This is a genomic window from Streptomyces diastatochromogenes (assembly GCF_002242805.1).
GTDB lineage: Bacteria > Actinomycetota > Actinomycetes > Streptomycetales > Streptomycetaceae > Streptomyces > Streptomyces diastatochromogenes.
On sequence record NZ_MCGQ01000009.1, the window covers coordinates 33,932 to 52,068 of the forward strand.

At 69.9% G+C, this 18,137-nt stretch carries 12 protein-coding genes; 4 read left to right on the plus strand and 8 right to left on the minus strand.

The features are described from left to right. Positions 1-100 precede the first annotated feature (100 nt). From pta to pyk, 3 genes are all read left to right on the plus strand, one after another. On the plus strand, positions 101-2,191 hold the full coding sequence (gene pta, locus BEK98_RS09780) for a phosphate acetyltransferase (RefSeq protein ID WP_094216036.1): 2,091 nt from the start codon (positions 101-103) through the stop codon (positions 2,189-2,191). After that, positions 2,188-3,393, plus strand: a complete 1,206-nt coding sequence (locus BEK98_RS09785) for an acetate kinase (RefSeq protein ID WP_094216037.1) — start codon at positions 2,188-2,190, stop codon at positions 3,391-3,393. The genes pta and BEK98_RS09785 overlap by 4 nt, the downstream gene beginning before the upstream one ends. Before the next feature lie 164 nt (positions 3,394-3,557). Further along, positions 3,558-4,985, plus strand: coding sequence for a pyruvate kinase (pyk, locus tag BEK98_RS09790; protein WP_094216038.1), 1,428 nt, complete (start codon positions 3,558-3,560; stop codon positions 4,983-4,985). A 73-nt stretch (positions 4,986-5,058) separates the two neighbouring features. On the opposite strand, the gene BEK98_RS09795 is transcribed toward pyk, so the two are convergent. From BEK98_RS09795 to BEK98_RS09825, 7 genes are all read right to left on the minus strand, one after another. Next, positions 5,059-5,472, minus strand: a complete 414-nt coding sequence (locus BEK98_RS09795) for a hypothetical protein (RefSeq protein ID WP_094216039.1) — start codon at positions 5,470-5,472, stop codon at positions 5,059-5,061. Positions 5,473-5,489: 17 nt separating this feature from the next. Continuing rightward, the gene (locus tag BEK98_RS09800; protein ID WP_094216040.1) at positions 5,490-10,013 is read right to left on the minus strand and encodes a polymorphic toxin type 27 domain-containing protein; all 4,524 of its coding nucleotides are present in this window, start codon (positions 10,011-10,013) and stop codon (positions 5,490-5,492) included. Between the two features lie 66 nt (positions 10,014-10,079). Beyond that, positions 10,080-11,018, minus strand: a complete 939-nt coding sequence (locus BEK98_RS09805) for an FG-GAP repeat domain-containing protein (protein ID WP_094216041.1) — start codon at positions 11,016-11,018, stop codon at positions 10,080-10,082. A 244-nt stretch (positions 11,019-11,262) separates the two neighbouring features. Further along, complete coding sequence (locus BEK98_RS09810) at positions 11,263-12,615, minus strand: hypothetical protein (protein WP_208643062.1); 1,353 nt, start codon at positions 12,613-12,615, stop codon at positions 11,263-11,265. Then, positions 12,605-13,162, minus strand: a complete 558-nt coding sequence (locus BEK98_RS09815) for a DUF6114 domain-containing protein (protein ID WP_094216042.1) — start codon at positions 13,160-13,162, stop codon at positions 12,605-12,607. Before BEK98_RS09815 ends, BEK98_RS09810 begins: the two co-directional genes overlap by 11 nt. A gap of 118 nt (positions 13,163-13,280) precedes the next feature. After that, positions 13,281-13,934 carry a DUF6230 family protein gene (locus BEK98_RS09820; RefSeq protein WP_094216043.1) on the minus strand — a complete coding sequence of 218 codons (654 nt, stop codon included), beginning with the start codon at positions 13,932-13,934 and terminating at the stop codon, positions 13,281-13,283. Positions 13,935-14,555: 621 nt separating this feature from the next. Further along, positions 14,556-15,527 (minus strand): tetratricopeptide repeat protein, encoded by a 972-nt coding sequence (locus tag BEK98_RS09825; RefSeq protein WP_094216044.1) that lies wholly within the window; start codon positions 15,525-15,527, stop codon positions 14,556-14,558. A gap of 210 nt (positions 15,528-15,737) precedes the next feature. On the opposite strand from BEK98_RS09825, the gene BEK98_RS09830 reads away from it, so the two are divergent. Continuing rightward, positions 15,738-16,364, plus strand: coding sequence for a TetR/AcrR family transcriptional regulator (locus tag BEK98_RS09830; RefSeq protein WP_094216045.1), 627 nt, complete (start codon positions 15,738-15,740; stop codon positions 16,362-16,364). A gap of 54 nt (positions 16,365-16,418) precedes the next feature. Here BEK98_RS09830 and icmA read toward each other — a convergent pair whose 3' ends face one another. Continuing rightward, positions 16,419-18,119 (minus strand): coenzyme B12-dependent isobutyryl-CoA mutase large subunit, encoded by a 1,701-nt coding sequence (icmA, locus tag BEK98_RS09835; protein ID WP_094216046.1) that lies wholly within the window; start codon positions 18,117-18,119, stop codon positions 16,419-16,421. Between the last annotated feature and the right edge of the window lie 18 nt (positions 18,120-18,137).

The window sequence follows — 18,137 nt, forward strand, 5'->3', positions numbered from 1 at the left end:
TGCTCACCTTGGTGGGCGATTTTTATGCCGTAGACGAGACATCGCAGACGACATCGCAGACGAGTCATCTCTGCCGAGACACAGGGAACGGAGTGCACACGTGACGCGCAGCGTGTACGTGACCGGGATCGACCGCGGCGACGGCCGGCAGGTCGTCGAACTCGGGGTCATGGAGCTGCTGACCCGGCAGGTCGACCGGGTGGGTGTGTTCCGTCCGCTCGTGCACGACCGGCCCGACCGGATGTTCGAACTGCTGCGGTCGCGCTACCGCCTCTCCCAGGACCCGGCGACCGTCTACGGCATGGACTACCTGGAGGCGTCCGCGCTCCAGGCGGAACAGGGCACGGACGAACTGGTCTCCGCGCTGGTCGACCGTTTCCATCTGGTGGCCCGGGACTACGACGTCGTCCTCGTCCTCGGCACCGACTTCGCCGGCACCCAGCTGCCGGACGAGCTGTCCCTGAACGCCCGCCTCGCCAACGAGTTCGGCGCGTCCGTGATCCCGGTGGTCGGCGGCCGGGGGCAGACGGCCGAGTCCGTGCTCGCCGAGACGCGCAACGCCTATCGCGCGTACGACGGGCTGGGCTGCGACGTCCTCGCCGTGGTCACCAACCGGGTGGGCCGCGAGGACCGCGACGAGATCGCCGTACGGCTCGCGGACCGCCTGCCGGTGCCCTGCTACGTGGTGCCCGACGAGCCCGCGCTGTCCGCTCCGACCGTCGCGCAGATCGCCCAGACCCTCGACGCCAAGGTGCTGCTCGGGGACGACTCCGGGCTCGCCCGGGACGCGCTGGGCTTCGTCTTCGGCGGTGCGATGCTGCCGAACTTCCTCAGCGCCCTGACCCCGGGCTGCCTGGTCGTGACCCCGGGCGACCGGGCCGATCTGGTCGTCGGCTCGCTGGCCGCGCACAGTGCCGGCACCCCGCCGATAGCCGGCGTGGTACTCACCCTGAACGAGGTGCCGAGCGAGGAGATCCTCACGCTGGCCGCCCGGCTCGCCCCGGGCACCCCGGTGATCTCGGTCTCCGGCACCAGCTTCCCCACCGCCGAGCAGCTCTTCTCCCTGGAGGGGGAGATGACCGCGGCCACCCCGCGCAAGGCGGAGACCGCGCTCGGCCTGTTCGAGCGGTACGCCGACACCGCCGAGCTGGCCCGCCGGGTCTCGGCGCCGAGCAGCGACCGGGTCACCCCGATGATGTTCGAGCACAAGCTGCTGGAGCAGGCCCGCTCGGACAAGCGAAGGGTCGTTCTCCCGGAGGGGACCGAGGAGCGGGTGCTGCACGCGGCCGAGGTGCTGCTGCGCCGCGGGGTGTGCGACCTGACCCTGCTCGGTCCGGTCGACCAGATCCGCAAGAAGGCCGCCGACCTGGGCATCGACCTCGGCGACACCCAGCTGATCGACCCGGCCACCAGCGACCTGCGGGACGCCTTCGCCGAGCAGTACGCGGCGCTGCGCGCCCACAAGGGCGTGACGGTGGAGCTGGCCTACGACGTGGTCTCCGACGTCAACTACTTCGGCACCCTGATGGTCCAGGAGGGCCTGGCCGACGGCATGGTGTCGGGCTCGGTGCACTCCACGGCGGCCACCATCCGGCCCGCCTTCGAGATCATCAAGACCAAGCCGGAGTCCTCGATCGTGTCGTCCGTCTTCTTCATGTGCCTGGCCGACAAGGTGCTGGTGTACGGCGACTGCGCGGTCAACCCGGACCCGAACGCCCAGCAGCTGGCGGACATCGCCATCCAGTCGGCGGCCACGGCGGCGCAGTTCGGCGTGGAGCCGCGGATCGCGATGCTGTCGTACTCCACCGGTACGTCGGGTTCGGGCGCAGACGTCGACAAGGTGCGCGAGGCGACCGAGCTGGCGCGCTCGCGGCGGTCCGACCTGAAGATCGAGGGGCCGATCCAGTACGACGCGGCCGTCGAGCCGTCCATCGCCGCGACCAAGCTGCCGGACTCCGATGTCGCCGGGCAGGCCAGCGTGCTGATCTTCCCCGACCTCAACACCGGCAACAACACGTACAAGGCCGTGCAGCGGTCGGCCGGCGCGATCGCCGTCGGACCGGTCCTGCAGGGGCTGCGCAAGCCGGTCAACGACCTGTCCCGGGGCGCACTCGTCCAGGACATCGTCTCCACCGTCGCCATCACGGCGATCCAGGCCCAGAACCCGAGCGAGAAGGCGTCCCAGCAGTGACCTCCCCCATCCGTGTCCTCGTTCTCAACTCCGGCTCCTCGTCGGTGAAGTACCAGCTGCTGGACATGCGGGACAGCAGCCGGCTGGCGGTGGGTCTGGTCGAGCGCATCGGCGAGCAGACCTCCCGGCTCAAGCACACCTGCCTCACCACGGGCGACACCCGCGAGCACACCGGCCCGATCGCCGACCACGACGCGGCCCTCAAGGCGGTGGCCGAGGAGCTGGGCCGGGACGGTCTGGGCCTGGAGTCGCCGGAACTGGCCGCGATCGGGCACCGGGTGGTGCACGGCGGCATGTTCTTCACCGAGCCCACCGTCATCGACGACGAGGTGCTCGCCGAGATCGAGCGGCTGATCCCGGTCGCGCCGCTGCACAACCCGGCCAACCTCACCGGCATCCGCACCGCGCAGGCGCTGCGCCCCGATCTGCCGCAGGTCGCCGTCTTCGACACGGCGTTCCACACGACCATGCCGGAGTCCGCGGCCCGCTACGCGATCGACCCGAAGATCGCGGACCGGCACCGCATCCGCCGCTACGGCTTCCACGGCACCTCGCACGCGTACGTCTCCCGGGAGACGGCACGCCTGCTGGGCAAGGACCCGGCGGAGGTGAACGTGATCGTGCTGCACCTCGGCAACGGCGCCTCGGCGTCGGCGGTCGAGGGGGGCCGGTGCGTGGACACCTCCATGGGGCTGACGCCGCTGGAGGGCCTGGTGATGGGGACGCGGTCCGGCGACCTGGATCCCGCCGTCATCTTCCATTTGGCGCGTGTTGGCGGAATGTCCATGGATGAGATCGACACTCTTCTCAACAAGAGCAGCGGTCTGTTCGGCCTGTGCGGGGACAATGACATGCGGGAGATCCGCCGCCGGATCGACGAGGGTGACGAAGCGGCCGCGCTCGCCTTCGACATTTACATTCACCGGATCAAGAAGTACATCGGCGCCTATTACGCGGTACTCGGCCGGGTGGACGCGGTCGCGTTCACGGCCGGCGTCGGCGAGAACGCGGCGCCGGTGCGGGAGGCGGCGATCGCGGGCCTGGAGGGCCTGGGCCTGGCGGTCGACGGCGAGCTGAACGCCGTACGCGGCGACGAGCCGCGGCTGATCTCGCCGGAGTCCGCGCGGGTCGCGGTCGCCGTGGTGCCGACCGACGAGGAACTGGAGATCGCCACACAGACGTACGCGCTGGTCGGGCAGTAACAATATGCGGCTCCGCCGCGTGGTCAGTTGAGCAAAAGGCGGTACAGCTGAGCAGTGGAGTTGAGTAATACACGGCAGTAACACGCCTGAGCGCATGTCCGCCCATTTGTATCTTCCGCCAGACGGAATATTCCGCAGCGAAACAAACCGATAGGATCGCCCCCATGCGCCGTTCGAAAATCGTCTGTACTCTCGGCCCCGCGGTCGACTCCCACGAGATGCTCGTCTCGATGATCGAGGCCGGCATGAATGTGGCCCGCTTCAACTTCAGCCATGGCACCCACGCCGAGCACCAGACGCGGTACGACCGCGTCCGTGCCGCCTCGAAGGAGACCGGCCGGGCCATCGGTGTCCTCGCCGACCTGCAGGGCCCGAAGATCCGCCTGGAGACCTTCGCCGAGGGTCCGGTCGAGCTGGAGCGGGGTGACGAGTTCGTCATCACGACCGAGGACGTGCCGGGCGACAAGCACATCTGCGGCACGACGTACAAGGGGCTGCCGGGCGACGTGTCGCGCGGCGACCAGGTCCTCATCAACGACGGCAACGTCGAGCTGAAGGTCCTGGACGTCGAGGGTCCGCGGGTGAAGACGATCGTCATCGAGGGCGGTGTCGTCTCCGACCACAAGGGCATCAACCTGCCCGGCGCGGCCGTCAACGTCCCGGCGCTGTCCGAGAAGGACATCGAGGACCTGCGCTTCGCCCTCCGCATGGGCTGCGACATGGTCGCCCTGTCCTTCGTCCGGGACGCCAAGGACGTGCAGGACGTCCACCGCGTGATGGACGAGGAGGGCCGCCGGGTCCCGGTGATCGCCAAGGTGGAGAAGCCGCAGGCGGTCGAGAACATGGAGGAAGTCGTCGCGGCGTTCGACGCCGTCATGGTGGCCCGCGGCGACCTCGCCGTCGAGTACCCGCTGGAGAAGGTCCCCATGGTGCAGAAGCGCCTGGTGGAGATGTGCCGGCGCAACGCCAAGCCGGTGATCGTGGCGACCCAGATGATGGAGTCGATGATCACCAACTCCCGGCCGACCCGCGCCGAGGCCTCCGACGTGGCCAACGCGATCCTGGACGGTGCCGACGCGGTCATGCTCTCGGCGGAGTCCTCGGTGGGCGCCTACCCGGTCGAGACCGTCAAGACCATGTCGAAGATCGTCACCGCGGCCGAGCAGGAGCTGCTCTCCAAGGGCCTGCAGCCGCTGGTCCCCGGCAAGAAGCCGCGCACCCAGGGTGGTTCGGTCGCCCGCGCGGCCTGCGAGATCGCCGACTTCCTCGGCGGCCGCGGCCTGATCGCCTTCACCCAGTCCGGCGACACCGCCCGGCGTCTGTCCCGCTATCGCGCGTCCCAGCCGATCCTCGCCTTCACCACCGACGCGGACACCCGCAACCAGCTGACCCTCAGCTGGGGCGTCGAGCCGAACGTCGTGCCGTTCGTCAACAGCACCGACGAGATGGTCGACATGGTGGACCAGGAGCTGGCCAAGCTGGGCCGCTTCAACCCCGGCGACACGGTCATCATCACCGCCGGCTCGCCCCCCGGCGTCCCCGGCACCACCAACATGGTCCGGGTCCACCACGTGGGCGGCGAGACCAAGTAACGCTCCCCGCAAGGGTCTTGTACGACAGTGAGGGCGCCCCCTGTGACAGGGGGCGCCCTCGGTGGTTCATCCGTCAGCCGACGGTGCCCGACTCCACGGGGTAGTCCGGGGGCCAGGGCTTGGAGGTGTCGTACAGCTCCTCCCGGTCAGCCATCAGCTTGTACTCGGCCTCGCGCCAGCTCGGGTTGCTGCCGATGACGAAGCTGTCGCCGTTCGGCTCCAGCATCCAGGTGTACTCCGCATCGCCCGGTTCGAGCCCGTGCCGTTCCCGCAGCACGGCGAACTCCTCGGCGCCGGCCCGGCGGATGTGCAGGCCGTCGCGGTAGATGGGCTTGAGGAACATCAACCGGACATGGCCGATGTAGACCTCCACCTGTGACGTGGTCCGGTCGACGGCGAGCGGCTCGCTGGTCAGGAACAGCTGCCGGTGGGAGGGATGGAATCCCACGACTCTGAACAGCCGACCCTCGCGGATGAAATCTGGCATGGCCGCAATCCTCCCTTCTATTCCGGCACCGGTTCGCCGTTGGCGTACTTGAACCGCTCCGGGAAGACCCTCACGACCTGGCCCTCCTCGTTGGTCATGTACCACTTGATCGAGGACCACGGGCGCTTCTCCAGGCGCACCGCACGGCGCAGTTCGGTCATCTCCCACGCGGTTCCGTAGCCGGACTTCGAGATGGTCGCCCAGTCGCCCGAGGTGATCGTCTCGCCCCGGGCCAGCAGGGCGTCAAGCGCCTCGTTCGCCGTGTTGGCACCCTTCACACCGTCCAGCGTCACCGAGAGCTCGATGTTCGGATTCTCCACCGCTCGCGCGACACCGACCGTCCAGACCGGCCGTCCCCGGCCCATACCCATTCCTTCGGGTATCTCCATGCCGAAGGGGTCACCGTTGAACGTCCTCGCCCCGGTGTTCTCCAGGGTCTTCTTGGCCAGGTCGTCGGAGAACGGGTTGACGCCGAGGACGATGTGGTCGCCTTCGTGGACGAGATCGTCGAGGACCGCCTGGACGCAGTCGTTGTGCACCAGGACCGGCTGCGACCCCGCGTACACGTAGTACGTGTGGTTGTTCTCGACCTCGAAGTTGAAGACCCGGACGGGTCCCTCGGCCACAGAGGTGCCGAGGACCTGCGTGGAGCCGCCGTCCCGGGTCTCGAAGGTGTCTCCGGCCCGCAGTTCCCCGGCCTCGACCCAGCCCCGTTCCCGCACCCAGAAGCGGTGCGAGTCGGTTGCCTCGACCTGACCGTCAGCGGTTCTGATCCGGACCAGGGACGCCACCGTCCGGTGGAACAGCTTCAGCACCGGCTGCAGCGACTTCTTGCCGGTCGCCTGGTCCTGCGACCAGACGCGATCACCGACCTCGATGTCCTCGATGGGCTTGGGCCCGTCGGCCGTCGCGACCTTGGTCCCCGCGGGGAAGCACTTGGTCAGCAGGGCCTTGCCGCCGAGCTTCTCCAGTTGCGCGATCGCGGCCGCGGCCAGTCCCGAGCCGCGCAGCCCCCACAGTGCCGTGCTGATCCTGGTGCCGTCCCGCAGCGCCATGCGCACCGCGATCGCGGCCTCGGCCATCTTCCCGAGCAGGCCGGGGATGACGATGCTCCCCACGAGCCACGCACAGCTGCTGATCTTGCCCTTGGAGCAGCCGACGATGTCGTCGATCGCGGCCAGGGCCACGGACTTGAGGATCTGCTCGGTGAGCTTGTAGCCGTTGATGTGGACTTTCTTCTCTTCGAACTTCACATCGAGCGGCATGCTCGTCAGGTAGTCGTGCTTGAGGCCGGCGCCGCACTTGCTGCGTTCGACCCCGGGCAGCGAGCAGGTCTCCAGGTAGAAGTCCATCTCGCCGTACACGTGGTACTTGAGGTCGATGTCGCAGCCCGCGTTGGGACCCGATCCGGTGCCCACGCAGTCGCTCTGTGGATCGATGTCGACCAGCGTGTCGCCGCTGGGCTTCATCACGACGCCCTCGACACCGGTGCCGCCGCCGTCGGCCGTGCGGCCCCGCTCCTCCGCGTCCTCGAAGTCGGCCTGCTGGGTGCGGATGGCGTCCTGGGCGGCCTCGACGGCGAGGTCGCGGGCCTTGGCAGCAGCCGCCTCCGCGGTGGTCGCGTCCTTCTCGGCCTGGTCGGCGACGCCCCGCGCACTGGCGGCGTCGCCCTCCGCGTCACTCGCCGCGCTGCGGGCGCTGGCCGCGTCCCGCTCGGCGTCGTCGGCCTCCGCGTCGGCCTGGGTGGCGTAGTCGCCGGCGGAGTCGGCGGCCGTCTGTGCCGCCTCCGCGTCCTCCTTGGCCTGCTTGTCGTACTCGACGGTGTTGGCCTCGGACTTCTTGGCCGCCTTCGCGGACGCGTCCGCCGCGTCGGCCGACGCCTGGGCGTCCGCCGCGGAGCCGGCGGCCTGCGCCGCGTAGTCGGCCGCGTTCGCCGCAGCCTCGGCCGCCGCCTTGGCGTCGGCGTCCGCCTTCGCGGCCTGCGCCTTGGCCTCGGCCGCCGCCTTGGCCGCCTGGGCGGCCTTGGCCTTGGCCAGCGCCGCCTGCTGTTGGGCGGCCGTCTTCGAGGCCTGACCGGTCAGCACGGCGAGACCCGCCGAGGAGTCGGTCTCCGCGTACGGGGAGCCGAGTTCGATGGCGTCGTTGGCGGGCTTGACCACCCGGGCCGCCGAGTCACGGGCGGCCGCCGCGGCCTGCGCGGTGGCGTAGGCGTGCCCCGCGGCGCGGATCGAGTCGGCGCCCGCGAGGTTGGCCTCGGAGCGGGACACCGTGGCGTCGCCCCGGGCCTTGGTGGCCGCCTTCTGCGCGGTTTCCGCCTCCGCCTTGGCGGTGATCGCGTTCCACTTGGCGGCGGCGGAGGCGTCGATGGCGTCGGCGGCGGCCGCGTGGGCCTTCTTCACCGCTGCCTCGGTCACCTTGACGTCCGCCTTGGCGTCGTCCGCCGCGGCCTGGGCGCGCTTGGCCGCGCCTTCGGCCTTGGTGGCCGCCTCTCGGGCGTTGGTGGCCGCCTCGGTGGCGTCGTCGGCCGCGCTGCGGGCCGCGGTCGCCGCGTCGGTGGCGTCGTCGGCCGCCTTGCGGGCCTTGGTTGCCGCGTCGCGCGCCTCGATGGAGTCCCCGGTGCTGTCCACCGCGGCCAGCAGGGCCTCCGCGGCGTCGGCCTTCGCCGCCAGGCTGTCGCGCCGTTGCGCGGCCCTTCGCGCGTCGGCCCGGGCGTCCGCGGCCCGGCCCTCGGCGGCGACCGCCGCGTCCTTCTTGTCGGCCGCCGTCCGGCCCGCGGCCTGCGCGTCGGAGAGCCTGTCGGCCGCGACCGTGCGCTGCGACTGGGCCCGCGCGTCGGCGTCCTTCGCCTTCTGCCGCTCGGCGGCCGCGAGGTCCTTCTGCGCCTTGGCGTAGTCGCGTTCGGACTCGGCCTTCTGCCGCTTGGCGTCGGCGTCGGCGGCCGCGTCCTTAGCGGTCTGCTCGGCGGCCTTGGCCTTGTTCTCGGCGGCCTTCGCGTCGGAGGCGTGCTGGGCGGCCTCCTTGGCCTGCGCCGCGGCGCCCTCGGCGGCGGCCTTCGCCTGGGCCTCGGCCTCCTGGGCGGCCTTGCGCCGGAACTCGGCCTTCGTGGCGTGCGCCTGGGTGTTGGCCAGGTCGTTCAGCGTCTTGCTGTCACCGGCCGAGGCACGGGTGGCCTGGAAGGCGGTGTCGGTCGCCTTCGCGGCGGCCTGGGCCGCGGCCGCGGACGCCTTGGCGATCTGGGCGGCCTGCTGGCCGTACATCAGACCCCGGCCGCGCGGCAGCCCGGCCTTGTCGGCGATGGCGTACGCCTCGTCCTGCGCCTTGCTGACGTCGGCAGCGGCGTTCTTGGCATCGAGGGCGGCACGGGAGGCAACGAAGAGACGACCGGAGGCGCGTCCCTGCGCGTCCGTGATCCACTTCTTGACCTTGTCGAACTCCGCCTTCGTCGGGTAGTCGTTCGGGTGGTCGGCCGCCTTCTGCTTGGTCCAGTACGCCTGCCAGTCCGTGAGCCGGGCGGCGATCAGGGACTGACCGAGCGCCTCACCGAGCGCCTGCGAGGCCGCCTTCAGGTCCGTGTTCGCCTGCGCCTCGGACACCAGGATGGCGTTGCGCTGGGCCTTCTGGCCGTCCAGCTCGCTCTGCCACTCCGTGGCGGCGACCCCGAGTTCCTCGCCCAGCACCGAGTGCGGGTCCTGCGGGTTGCTCCAGGTGCAGGAGGCGAACCGGGACTTGAGGTTCTCCACGTCGATCCGGAACTCCATCGAGTCCGGGTCGGGGGCGCTGGTCGGGAAGCCTCCGTACTGCAGGAACATACGCGCGTCGTCGGCGTACATGCCGTGCATGAACTGCAGGGACTCCCACGCCTGGCGGTCGTCGTAGTCGGCCGTGCTGTCGGGTGAGTAACGGGCCTTGTAGACCGTGGTGGCCGCGTCGACGGAGTCCTTGCTGGCCGTGGGCTGGACGTCGGCGTAGAAGTCGCCCTCGTCCTTCCAGAACTGGTCGGCGATCCAGCCGTTGAGGCCGATCTTGTCGAACGGGGTCGGTGGCTCGACCCACTGGAACCCGGTGACCGTGTAGGGCGGGGGCGGAGTGGCGACCGCGAGGGACTTCTCCCAGGCGTCGGGGCGGGCGTGCAGCTCGGTCAGCTTGGCGTCCGAGCCGGCCTTGTCCTTGTCGTAGGCCAGGGAGAGCGGCGTGTCCGTCCAGTACTCCGCGTTCGCCGCGGTGTGCAGCTGCTCAGGAGTGCCGTAGAGGCCGGTCCGTGCCACCTCCTTCATGGCCGGACCGGCCTTGCGCAGGACGTAGTTGAGGCGGCACTGGTCCTCGCGCAGCTGTGCGGCCTGCTTGAGGTCGGCAGGGGTGGTGCCCGGGGTGTCCGCGGTGGCCGCGACGGGCTGGACGATGTCGGGAAGGTGGCCGCCGGTGACCGCGATGACGGCGGCGGTACTCAGCGCGGTGGCGGTGGTGAGCAGCCCGCTCCAGATGCCTGGAGGCCGGGCCCCGTTCCGGCGTCTGCGCCGGTTCTGAGACGCGTGTGAGCGCATACGGAAATCAGCCGTTCTGCTGAAAAGAAACGTTCTGCGAAAAAGAAAAGGGAGGGTGACGGCTGCTCAGAAGAGCAAGTTGTACCCCGACCAGGTCATCGCGCCGATCTGGGTACGGGCGGCGAAGGGGGCCGAGGACTTCCCGGTGCCCTTGTAGAGCCACACGATGCCCAGCTTGTCCACGGCGGTCAGATCCGCCTTGCCGTCACCGTCGTTGTCGCCCACGGACACGAGGTCGCCGTAGGTGCTCCACGCCGTGCCGCCGACCGCCGCGACCGTGACCCGGGTGCCGAACACGGCGTCCGCGGTGGCGTTTCCGGTCCCCGGGTAGAGGTAGAGCGTCCCGGTGCTGCTGCGCGCGATGATGTCGGCCTTGCCGTCGCCGGTGTAGTCACCCCGGCCGGTGATCTCGTTCATGGCGTCCCAACCCGAGGCGGAGGCACGGACCTTGGCGGTCAGGGTGCCGTCGGCCTTGCCCTGGTAGAGCCAGAGCGCGCCGTCCTTGTCGCGGGCGAGCAGGTCGGGGTGGGCGGTGCCGGCCAGGTTGTCGGCGGAGACGAGGAGGTCGTAGGCGTCCCAGCCGGTGCCGAGCACCTTGGTGTCGGCGCCGCGCTCGGCCGTGTAGTAGAGCGTGCCGTCGATGACGGCGTACAGGTCGGTGCCGGTGAGGTTGCGGGAGATGTTGGCCTGGGCCAGGGCGGTCGCGTCGGTGTAGCCGCCGCCGAGGTCGAACCTGGGCTCGAAGCCGCCGGTGCCGGTGGGCTCGTAGTCGTAGAGGTGGCCGTCCTTGGCACGGGCGAGGAGCGGGAACATCCCGGTACCGGTGCCGGCGGCCTGCTGCAGGAGCGGTGCCCGCTCGGGGCGTGTCGCGTGTGCTGCCGTTCCGGGTGCGGTGGGCGAGGTCGGTGCGACCTTCGCCGTCGTCATCGCGAGGACGGCGGCCGTGGCGAGCACCGCCGCGACCGAGGCCGCCCGGCGCACCGGGCGGCTGACATGACTGAACATGGAGCGCGAGGTCCCCCTCACTCGGTGGGCGGGGGATGTGCACACCTGTAGGCCGTAACTTCGCGTCACGGCTGTGCTGTTCCTGGTGTGGTGCCCCCGTACCGGGGCTGGTCATGCCCACGGCAAGAGCACACTATGAGGAAGGTGTGAAGCCTGTAAAGGGTCACAAAGGCCGTGGCCCGGCCCTCCACAAGCGGAGGACCGGGCCACGGCGTGCGGCTCCCGAACGGGCTTGAACGGCTGCTCAGTCGGTCGTGTACACGTGCATGCCGGGCACGTGGAGGTCGCCACCGAACTGGGCCGCCTGGACCACCTTCACGTTGGTGAAGTAGATCAGCGGGATGTTCAGGGGCGGCGGGCTGTCGGGGCTGAACGTCACCGGGATCAGGCCGAACAGGTTGCCCGAGATGCTCTGGGTGTACATCACGGTGTCGCCGTTGCGGATGGTGGACGTCGAGCCCTTGGAGGCCTGCACGTGGTAGGTCTTGCCGGACTGCTTGTCGTTGACCGTCTGGTGCAGGTCACCGATGTCCGTGCCGCCGGAGATGACGTACTTCAGCACCTTCTTCTTGGTGCCGTCGGCCGTCTTCACCTCGACGATGCCCTGGTAGTCGGCGCCCTTCAGGAGCAGCGAGCTGGCGTTCAGGTACCAGGGGTCGTCCGCCACCGGCACCTTGTTGTCGACGCCGCTCTCGTCGTCGGTGGCCGCCGGGCAGTCGTCCGCGGAGGTCGAGGAGCTGGCGGAGGGGCTGGGCGTGGCCGACTCGGCCGCGTCCTTGGCCGCCTTGGTGGCGTCCTCGGCCGTCTTGGAGACGGTGCCGGTGGTGTCCTTGACCGTGTCCTCGACCGTCTTGGCGGCCTTGGTCGCGGTGTCCTTGACGGTGTCGGAGGCGCTGCCCGTGCCCGAGGAGCCGGACGTGCCGGACGAGGACGACGTGGCCGGTGACGACGACTCGGACGCGGACGGCGTCGGGCTCGCGGACGTACCGGAGTCCTTCTTGCCGCCGGTCAGGACGTCACCGATGTCACCGATCGTGTCGCCGATGGTGTCCAGGATGGTGCCGCCGCTGCTCTGGGACGCCGACGGGGTCGGCGTGGCCGTGCTGCCGCCACCGGAGCCCGAGGAGCCGGAGTCCGAACCCGAGTCGGAGGAGCCGGAGGTCGCCGTCGGCTTGGGCGTGGCCTGGTCGCCGGAACCTGAATCCGACGAAGAGGTCTTGCCCGTGTCCTTGCCGTCCTGGGTGCCGGCGGACGCCGTGGGGGTCGGCGTGGCCGTGGCGGTGGACTCGCTCGCGGACGGCGACGGCGAGGCCGAGGCGTCCTTGGAGTCGTCCAGTGCCGTGACGCAGTCCTTGTAGTCGGCGGCCTTCTGGCTGTTGGACGTCGACGGCGTGCTGCCGTTGTCGGCGAGGGCGAAGGTCGACGTGAAACCCATGCCCACGATGACCGCCGTGGGCATCGCCACGGAGGCGATCGCCTTGCCGCCCGGCATGTGGAACCTGGTGAACAGCGGCTTCTTGGGTGCCGCGTGGCGTGGCCCGGTTCTGGTACGGGACCCGTCCACGTCGGTCCCGTGGGCCACCTCGTCAGCCGGCACTGTGCCTCCCGTTCGCCTCGTTGGCCGGGCTCGTCCCTGACAGGTCGTACGACTCGCTCACCCCGTCCGCGGCCTGACGCGGCAGCGGTGCGGCTTCGGGGGCTGCGCCCTCACCCGGGCCGGGCCCGGCCGGCGGCTCCGGCTGCGGCGGCGCGCCCGGCACCCACGCCACGGCCATCGCTCCGCCGACGAGGGCGAGCAGGAAGCCCATGATGAAGCCGCCGAAGTTGGACACGGGGAGGGACACCAGCGCGAGCAGGATCGCGGCGACTCCCGCGAACGTCCGTACGTGCTTCTGGAACCAGAGGCTGACGCCCAGCACGATGAGCAGCACGCCGATGATCAGGGAGCCGGCCCCCGCCGTGGTCGCCATCGCCAGCGTCAGATGACCGATCTGGAGATGGAAGTACGGGAAGTACATGATCGGAAGACCGCTGAGCAGGACGAACAGCCCGGCCCAGAACGGACGGGTGCCCCGCCATGCGCGGAACTGCAGCCTCCGGCGGGTGAACTGGCCGGCTTCGGCGGCAGGAGTCTCGGCGCTCATGGAAAACAGCTCCCTGGTGCGGCGTTGCTGTGGTGGTGATGTGTGCCGCGCGTGAAGACGCGGCCGGAGTCAGGACGGGCGGGGGTGCCGTAGGCTCCCCCGCCCGATCACCGAGTGCTTAGTAGCACTCGATTCCCTTGCCACTGCCCTTTTTCAGCGACATGTGGAGACCGCTGAGCTTGAAGGTTCCGGCGGTGGTCGCCCACGCCGTCTGCTTCACGTCGGTCAGGTCCACCGAGTCGGCCTGCTGGGCGAAGCCGAACGGGTTGGCCTGCTCGCCGTTGCCCTTCATACCCGGACCCTTGCTGGCGTCCTTGGCGGCCACGCCGATGTCGAGGCCGTGGAACGTGGCGTCGGCCTGCAGGTCCTCGACGTCGATGTACAGGTTGTCAGCCTGGACCTGCTTGTCCTTGTCGGAGCTGTCACCCGCCTCCAGCCGCAGGGTGACATCGCCGAGCAGCGGGATGTCCGGGGTGACGACCGACTGGCACATCTTCTGGATCGTGGCGTTCTTGAACGCCGAGACCGCGACGGCGTGAGCCGTCTTGCCGCCGGACATCGTGTAGCCCTGGTCGATCGCCCCGTACTGAGCGAAGCCGTCACCGTGGAGCGACTGCGCCGTCACCTTGAACGACTGACCCGAAACGCTGAACGAAGCAGCGAGAGCGCCCTGCGCGAGGGCGACACCTATCGCGGCCGTTGCGGCGACGCTGGGCACCATGACCACAGCGAACCGCTTCCATCTGGTCCCGCCACGCACCTGGGACTCCATATTTCCTCCTTCTCGGACGTACATCTCCTGGCCCGGACTCGCCCCAGTCGGCGGCTCAGCCAGGCAGGGATGGGAGAAGTGCTACGTCCTCGGGAAGGAGAGCGCCCGTACTCGGAGGCGCGAACCGCGCCCGAATCACCGGCGATCACCCCCGAGCGACAACCACTGGTCGCGCCTGACACGCATCACGCACAACCTCTGGACAGGCTTCGCCGGTCCGGCGAAGACCCCCCTGTCCTAGAGCCGGCGCCACTGCCGCCGGCTCTGCTCGGTGGGGACCCAGAGTCTCCCGTGACCCGACCGGCTGTCGGGGTACGGGAATGGACCGAGCGTCGCCGATCGTGGTGCATTCTCGCGCCCGGCACAAGGGGGTTCGTTACTCGCTAGTAACGGCCGGATAACCGAACAACGACCCGCCGGTCTCGGAGGGCAACACTCGGTCGCATCCAGGGGCAGAGCAAAGCCGTTGATCCCTGGACGAAACCAGACAGATCAACGGCTCTGATTTACTGCGAGTAACAGCGGCTGCGATTACCAAGATTTGGTAAAGCGCAGCCGCCCTGACGCCACGTCGGCAAATCTTTCACCCCGGCATCACAAGCCGTGGCGTTTAGTAACTGGTCAGAACAGGGCGCGGGCCAGGGCGCGGCGCGCCCCGACCACCCGCGGGTCCTCGGGGCCCACGACCTCGAACAGCTCCAGCAGCCGGCGCCGCACCGCGTCCCGGTCGTCACCCACCGTGCGCTGCACGGTCTCGATGAGCCGCCCGAAGGCGTCCTCGACATGACCGCCCACCAGGTCGAGGTCGGCGGCCGCGATCTGCGCGTCCACGTCACCCGGCTTCTCGGCGGCCTCCTTGCGCACCTGCTGCGGGTCCATGCCCTGCACCCGCTGGAGCAACTCGGCCTGCGCGAGGCCCAGTTTGGCCTCCGTGTTGGCCGGGTCGTCGCTCAGTACGTTCTTGTAGGCCTGGACGGCCCCGCCGAAGTCGCCCGCGTCGAGCGCCTGTACGGCCGCTTCGAGCAGGGCGTCGTACGGCCCGGCCGGCACCTCGCGCTCGGCGGCGGCGCCCGGCTGCGCGTCCGGGTCGACGACCAGACCGGTCAGCCCGAAGCGCTGCTCGGCGACCTGCACCAGCTGGTCCAGGGTCTCCCGGATCTGCTGCTCGCCGGCGGCCCCCTGGAAGAGCGGCAGCGCCTGCCCGGCGACGACCGCGAACACGGCGGGGATCCCCTGGACCCCGAACTGCTGCATCAACATCTGGTTGGCGTCGACGTCGATCTTGGCGAGCAGGAAGCGCCCGTCGTACTCGACCGCCAGTCGCTCCAGGACCGGGCTCAGCTGCTTGCAGGGCTGACACCACTCGGCCCAGAAGTCGATGACGACGGGGACTTCGGCGGAGCGCTGCAGGACATCGCGCTCAAAACCGGCTTCGTCGACATCGATGACGAGATCGGCCGGAGAGACGGCCCCCGCCCCGCCCTGCCGGGCGGCTTCGGCGCGCGCCTGCTCCGCCTTGGTCTTGGCCTCCTGGGCCGCCTTTACCGCGGCGAGGTCGACGACGCCGCTCGTGGACATGTTCCGTGGCTGCATGCGTCTATCCTCCCCCGTTCCCGCGCATGAATGAAAAAGCGATGTGGTGGGCGCCGGGGTCCCCACCCCACGCCGGTGATCGTCGCCCGTGTACGTCCCTCACGAGCTTTCGCTACGAGTCGTAGCGTAATGGCATGCGGGGCCCCCGCGACACCACGCCCCGGTGATCTCCCTCACGGCCTCACAGAAACGGCCGGTTATGGTCGTGGGATGCAGAGCCGCACCCCCGCCAGCCGTACCGGACGCCCGCGCAGCGCCGCCGCTGACGCCGCGATCCTGGCGGCCACCCGTGCGGCACTGGTGGAGCTCGGCTGGTCCAAGCTCACGCTGGGAGACGTGGCCACGCGGGCCGGGGTTGCGAAGACGACGCTGTACCGCCGCTGGGCCGGCAAGCACGAACTGGTGGTCGACGCGGTCGCCGAACTCTTCGACGAGCTGGAGATGCCCGACCGGGGCAGCCTGGCCGCCGACATCGAGGGCGTGGTCCTGCAGTTCGCGGCCATCCTGGACCGCCCGGAGGCCCGCAGCGGCCTGATGGCGGTGGTCGCGGAGTCGACCCGCGACGACGCCCTGCGCGAACGCATCCGCGCCTCCATCGTGGACCGCCAGATGCGCCTGGTCCTGGAGGGCCGCGCCCGCGCCCAGTGCCGCGGCGAACTCCCCCCGGAACCCGACGCCGCGGAATCCGCCCGCACGGGTGACCTGATCTTCGACATGGTCGCGGGCGCGGTGGTCCACCGCACCCTGGTGAGCGGCAAGCCGGCGGACGAGGAATGGGTACACAGTTTCACCCGGGTACTACTGACGGGCCTGACGACTCCTGACCCGTCCACATAGGCCGGGCGTACCAGGGGCGGAGCCCCCTGGTACGCCCGTACCGAGCAACGGCGCCTAGAAACCGGCCGGCTCCGTGTACACCCCCCACTCCTCCCGCAGCACCCCACAGATCTCCCCGAGGGTCGCCTCGGCACGCACCGCATCCAGCATCGGCTCGATCATGTTCGCCCCGGACCGCGCAGCGCCAAGCATCCCGTCCAGCGCCGCGGAAACCGCCGCCTCGTCCCGCGCAGCCTTCCGCGCACCCAGCGCCCGAACCTGCTCCCGCTCCACCTCATGGCTGACCCGCAGGATCTCCAGATCCCCGGTCACCGACCCGGTGTGGACGTTGACGCCCACCACCCGCTTCTCACCCTTCTCCAACGCCCGCTGATACCGGAACGCGGACTCCGCGATCTCCCCGGTGAACCAGCCGTCCTCGATCCCGCGCAGGATCCCGGAGGTGATCGGCCCGATCGGGTGCCGCCCGTCCGGGTGAGCCCTGAGCCCCCGCTCCCTGATCTGCTCGAAGATCTTCTCCGCGTCCGCCTCGATCCGGTCCGTCAGCTGCTCGACGTACCACGAACCACCCAGCGGATCCGCCACGTTGGCGACCCCGGTCTCCTCCATCAGCACCTGCTGCGTACGCAGCGCGATCTCCGCGGCCTGCTCGCTCGGCAGCGCCAGCGTCTCGTCCAGGGCGTTGGTGTGCAGCGAGTTGGTCCCGCCGAGCACGGCGGACAGCGCCTCCACGGCCGTACGCACCACGTTGTTGTACGGCTGCTGCGCGGTCAGCGAGACACCGGCGGTCTGCGTGTGGAACCGCAGCCACTGCGCCTTCTCGCTCTTCGCCCCGTACACGTCCCGCATCCAGCGGGCCCAGATGCGCCGGGCCGCACGGAACTTGGCGATCTCCTCGAAGAAGTCGACGTGGGCGTCGAAGAAGAAGGACAGCCCAGGGGCGAAGACGTCCACGTCGAGCCCGCGGGAGAGCCCCAGCTCCACGTACCCGAACCCGTCCGCGAGCGTGTACGCCAGCTCCTGTGCGGCCGTGGCCCCGGCCTCGCGGATGTGGTACCCGGAGACGGACAGCGGCTTGTAGGCGGGGATGCCGGCGGCGCAGTACTCCATGAGGTCGCCGATGAGGCGCAGATGGGGCTCCGGCTGGAAGAGCCACTCCTTCTGCGCGATGTACTCCTTGAAGATGTCGGTCTGCAGGGTCCCGTTGAGCACCCCGGGGTCCACACCCTGCCGTTCGGCGGCGACCAGGTACATGCAGAAGACGGGTACGGCGGGCCCGCTGATCGTCATCGACGTCGTGACGTCACCGAGCGGGATGTCCTTGAACAGGACCTCCATGTCGGCGGCCGAGTCGATCGCCACCCCGCAGTGCCCGACCTCGCCCAGCGAGCGCGGTTCGTCGGAGTCGCGTCCCATCAGGGTCGGCATGTCGAAGGCCACGGACAGACCCCCGCCACCGGCGGCGAGGATCATCTTGTAGCGCTCGTTGGTCTGCTCGGCGTTGCCGAACCCGGCGAACTGGCGGATCGTCCAGGTACGCCCGCGGTAGCCGGTCGGATGGAGCCCGCGCGTGAAGGGGTACTCCCCGGGCCAGCCGATCCTTTCGAATCCCTCGTACGTGTCGCCCGGTCGGGGCCCGTACACCGGCTCCACGGGATCACCGGAGAGCGTGGTGAAGTCTGCGTCGCGCTTGCGCGCGGCGTCGTATCGGGCCTGCCAGCGTCGGCGGCCCTCCTCGATGGCGTGAGCGTCCATACCATCGAATTTACTAGG